The 4,845-nt window shown below is 51.4% G+C and carries 4 protein-coding genes; 1 reads left to right on the top strand and 3 read right to left on the bottom strand.

Features of this window, described 5'->3' with window-relative positions:
- Positions 1 to 255, bottom strand: a 255-nt coding sequence (locus RT688_RS23550) for a hypothetical protein (RefSeq protein ID WP_313707255.1), incomplete at its 3' end; no start/stop codon positions are given.
- On the opposite strand from RT688_RS23550, the gene RT688_RS23545 reads away from it, so the two are divergent.
- Positions 250 to 1,749, top strand: coding sequence for an ATP-binding protein (locus RT688_RS23545; RefSeq protein WP_313707254.1), 1,500 nt, complete (start codon positions 250 to 252; stop codon positions 1,747 to 1,749). The two genes, RT688_RS23550 and RT688_RS23545, sit on opposite strands and share 6 nt — an antisense overlap.
- Positions 1,750 to 2,975: 1,226 nt before the next feature.
- Here RT688_RS23545 and RT688_RS23540 read toward each other — a convergent pair.
- Positions 2,976 to 3,674 (bottom strand): OST-HTH/LOTUS domain-containing protein, encoded by a 699-nt coding sequence (locus RT688_RS23540; protein WP_313707253.1) that lies wholly within the window; start codon positions 3,672 to 3,674, stop codon positions 2,976 to 2,978.
- A gap of 492 nt (positions 3,675 to 4,166) precedes the next feature.
- The coding region (locus RT688_RS23535) for a response regulator (RefSeq protein ID WP_313707252.1) at positions 4,167 to 4,845 on the bottom strand (679 nt) is incomplete at its 5' end.

Raw genomic sequence — 4,845 nt, 5'->3', positions numbered from 1 at the left:
CGGCGCCAGCCAGTTCGCGCAGGCTGAGCGGCGCGCCGTGGCTGAGGTCCAGCCGGAATTGTTTACGAAGAGCGCTATTGGAGCACCGTTCATACTCCCGTTATGGATGAGGAAGGCAACCCAGCTTTTCTGTTTCAAAACGCGATTGACGTAAGCAGTCTCTACCGCTTCAACAAAAGCTCGGAGACCGCTACTCTTCGACAGACGCCCTACCGTGAGAATAATCGAGAAAGTTTTAACGACTTCCAAATGCATGAGGCATTATCGCGTATCCTCAATAACGAACGGGAGCATCTTCGAAGCCTGTTTGACCAAGCTCCCGGTTTCGTGGCGGTGCTCATGGGGCCGAAACACGTATTTGAACTCGCTAACAAAGCGTACTATCAGCTAGTTGGCCATCGAGACATCATCGGTAAGACGGTATGGGATGCCTTACCCGAAGTCGCTGGACAAGGCTTCGAAGAGTTCTTGGCCAGCGTCTACAACACGGGCACGCCTTGGGCTGCCCGCAGTATGCCAATTGCTGTGCAGAGGGAGCGGAATGGTCCAATTGTCCAAAGATACGTTGACCTCGTCTACGAACCCTATCGCGACAAATATGGCAACACGATAGGAATTTTTGCTCAGGGTTATGACGTAACTGAAGCTGTGGAGGCGCAGGCTGCGAAACGAGAAAGCGACGAGCGCTTAAAGGACGGTTTAGACGCGGCCAAGATGGTCGTTTGGGATTGGGATTTTGTTACTGACCAGCTAGAGTACTCCGACAATATGGTAGGGGTCATGGGCATCGCACCTGAAACAATGGATGAGATATCTAAGCATGTCCACCGAGATGACCAGAAGACTATGAAAGCTGCGCATTCCGGCGCACTGTCTGGGGCACGCACATATCAGACTCTCATCCGCTTCATTCGCCCAGATAACGAGCAACAAATATGGGTCGATAGTCGTGGCCGAGTACGGTACGACGCTCTCGGTAACGCTCTCGGCATTCGTGGTGTAACGGTCGATGTAACCGAGCGACATCACGCAGAATTTGAATTGCGAGCAGCTGCGCGGCGCAAGGACGAGTTTCTGGCGATGTTGGCGCATGAACTGCGTAACCCGTTGGCGCCGATAACCAATGCCGCCGAGTTCCTTAAGCTTGTAGCTCACAACGACGCCAAAGTCAGCCGGGCGAGTGAGGTGATTATCCGCCAGGCTAAGCATATGACTGCGCTTGTGGACGACCTTTTAGATGTATCACGGGTTAAGCGGGGCCTGACAGAGCTAAACAAAGACGTAGTTGACATCAAGGCTGTGGTTCACGCTGCCGTCGAGCAGACTATGCCGCTCATCGAGGAAAAAAAACAGCACCTTAAAGTCTCAATAGGCGATGCTCATGGCACTGTGCACGGAGACCGTAACCGCTTAGTGCAAATTACTGCAAACTTGCTCAACAACGCCGCAAAGTACACGCCCAACAACGGCTTCATTGCAATAAATACATCAGCAGATGAGCAAAGTGCTTATATAGAAGTCACCGATAGCGGCATAGGCATCGCCAAGGAACTGCTGCCTCACATCTTTGAACTGTTTACCCAAGCCGAGCGAACTCCTGACCGCGCACAAGGCGGACTCGGAATCGGACTGGCTCTTGTAAAGACTTTAGTGGTCTTGCATGGCGGGGATGTTACCGCTTCGAGCGCTGGTATCGGAACCGGTAGTACATTCAGGGTCACGCTGCCTATCATTATGAGGCCTCGTTGAAGGAACCCTGGCGTGCGGGGGCGTTGTGCTGGCTATTGCGGCGCTAGTCGCGGAGTTCAGCTTTATAACCCGCAGGCCATAATTATGCTTGTTCGTGCATCTGCTCCTAAAGGGAGGCATCGCTGTGCACCGGTTCTTTCGACAGAGTAATTCTGCAGAGCCCGCCTTGCGTACTTCAAATATATATCACTTCCGCGTGTTGCGTCTCCACACTCCCGCCGATTAATGCGCTGTGAAAATAATCTTTTAGGCGTAAGGCAATAGACGAGCGTATTCGCGACTTTAATCACAACAGTCGTAGAGCAGCACTAGCAAATGCTGAATGGCATCAACCCAAGGTTGCAAGGAATCGTTACCCTAACGTCATAACTAGCACAACACGACTTCCCTCGACAGCAGCGACGCTCGTTCCAGGCCCGCGCCATCCAAGGCCCATACGGCACGCCGAACAATCGCCCTTCAGTAGCAACTGGAACTACACATTTTTGTAACGTGCACTGCCGACGATTTAGGTAAAATCATGTCTATATCTACCATCGAGGTGTTTGTACAATTCAGACAGTCCTCGGCACGAATTTGGTGAGCATGCGTAAAACATGATATCCGGAGGAACGTTGTTGACAGCTGCACTTCGAATACCACCGGTATGCGAGCGCCTTGCGGGCTAGTGTAGACAGCGCGAACATCAGGCCTGCGCCACTGGCCACTTAGTGTATCAGTCCAGCGCTCTTCGGTTTCGATACTATCGAAGGTTGGGTCTGCTTCTAAAGATTTAACAAGGAGATGCTTCATCCTCTGATGCAGTCGACTCTCCTTGGCGCCGTTGTATTTTCTGGCGGTGATTTCTTCGTGACTTAGACGTCCGCGGGTGACTGCAGAGCAGCGCTCGTCTTCTAGCGTATGCTTGAAGTAGAAACAACGCGAACTCGGGTGCATCAACAAGCTGACTGGCACACTGCACTCCGCGCAAACGAAAAGCGGCTCGCCCCGAAGCTGAGCGAGCTTGATTTCGGTGCGTAGACGGATGACGTCACTGAAGTCGGTGTCCACTACCTGCCTTAATGTCACATACTCACCAGTCTCAAGGTTGAGAACCTCAGGAATTTCGGGTCTTTCTACGGCAAGCGAAGCGGTGGCTTGACTGGTTAGCGCAGGCAAAGGTCGCATACAAAAATCAGCGAAATGGGCGAACAGACAGGTGTTGGTTAAGCCGTAAGTATGCTCGATTATTCAACATCAGCTCGCCTTCGGCTACGGAACCAGATTTCTAGGCCAGGATGGGACTTGCTCACTCCGGGGTGGTCATGAGGCTCTCGCTTTCTGACGTCGAACTGGCGTGACTCATGAAGAACCTGGCGCCAGCTGCTGCAGCCGTACCGACTTGGTCTTTGCTCGGGCGAATTTTTCGATACCCACTCAATCGCTGCACTTAAACTAGTCCAGCCATTTATGGCGAGGAACCCTTCAGCGTCACGTAACCCCTGTACGATACCAGCCCTTGGCCAGTCTACAGTACCATCGGGACAAATATCGTCAAGAAAGCACTGGAACATAGGGTCATCTAAAAGAGAAGTGAACTTAGCCTGAGCCGCCACCAGAGTGTCGCGCCACGCTTTTAACAGCTGGTGATTCTCGTCAATTTTAGCGTAGCTTACGTTCAGAAACGCTTCAGCTGCCGCACAACCTTCTGAAGTACTCAGGTTAAATTTACTGATGAAATGGTGAACCAGCTCGTTGCGCAACGAAACAAGCTCCTTCAAAGAATCTCTCGTTTCGATGTATCGCTCTTCAGAAAACACAAACTGCATGCGTGTTTCTACCCAAGCGACATTATCGGTATGTGCGCTAGAAAGGGAACTGTTGTTATCTAATGCTGCAGATGTGAGAAACGTGTTGGCAAGCATGCCGACGAGTTCGCCCATCATTTTTTTTCGTAAGCTGAAACTCTTTTCAGCAAGCTGGAGCCGTACGTCCGCGGGCGAGCCCGAGAATGCCGTATTTACCAGGATACGCTTCAGCAGAAGCTCATACTCTTGAAGCTTGAGTAGACACCTTCCTAAGAGAAGTTGCACGGAAGGCAGCCTGTCGGCATCGTGGCTTGAAGTGCACTGGCCTTCGTGTATAAGAGGAAACATTTTAGATGACTTCGAAACTTGGTTCAATGCCACTTTCGCAGCAAATTCTAAGACATGCAAAGTATGATTGCGTTAATAAGTCACCGTCAAAAATACTTTGCTTGTCGCTGAACAACGCACGTCGACTAAGTCAAAATGTATGAGGAGCGAAGCAGCGAGCCTCTCCGCTTAGAACCCGTCGAAGCCTTACGTTCGGGGCGATATTGCTCGAAAAGTAGTAATTACAACATACGCCTCTAGATTGTACAAATGTTATTATCGGTATGTGAAGCGCGCGGAACGCTAATTTTTGGCTTCCTGAAATACACCAAGTACATCGGACAGTTTGACCGGCTTAACCAGAAAGTGGTTGAACCCTTCCTTTCGTGCACGCTCCCTGTCCTCGGCCTGTCCATAGCCCGTCAGTGCAATGAGCGAGGAGGATGCTGTCGCTGGAAGAGCGCGGAATCGTTTCGCCAATTCATAACCATCCATGCCCGGCAAGCCTATGTCCAAAAAAATAATAGCCGGCGCATTTATCCCAGCAACGGCCAAGGCACTCGTCGCATTATGGGCGATGGAAACTTCATGCCCCATGGCTTCCAACAATGATTGCAGCGTTTCAGCCGCATCTTTGTTGTCGTCTACAATCAGGACTTTTGTCGCCGCAGCATGCGGCGTACTTCCGCTCTCGATAGTAGCAGCTTTCGCGCCGGCGGCCGACGTTACAAGAGGCAAACTTACGGTGAAGCGACTACCTTGACCAGTGCCAGCGCTATACGCGGAAATTTTTCCACGCTGAAGTTCAAGTAAGCTCTTTACGAGTGCGAGCCCCAATCCCAAGCCACCCTGTGCACGGTCTGGGGACCTCTCACCTTGTGTGAACAGATGAAAGATATACGGAAGTAACGTAGGGGCAATTCCCATCCCATCGTCTTCCACAATCACCTCAACTTGCACATCATCCGAATGGACTTGCAGT

It is taken from the genome of Massilia sp. (assembly GCF_032106685.1).
Classification (GTDB): domain Bacteria; phylum Pseudomonadota; class Gammaproteobacteria; order Burkholderiales; family Burkholderiaceae_D; genus Telluria.
This window is presented reverse-complemented; position numbering and strand designations above follow the sequence as displayed.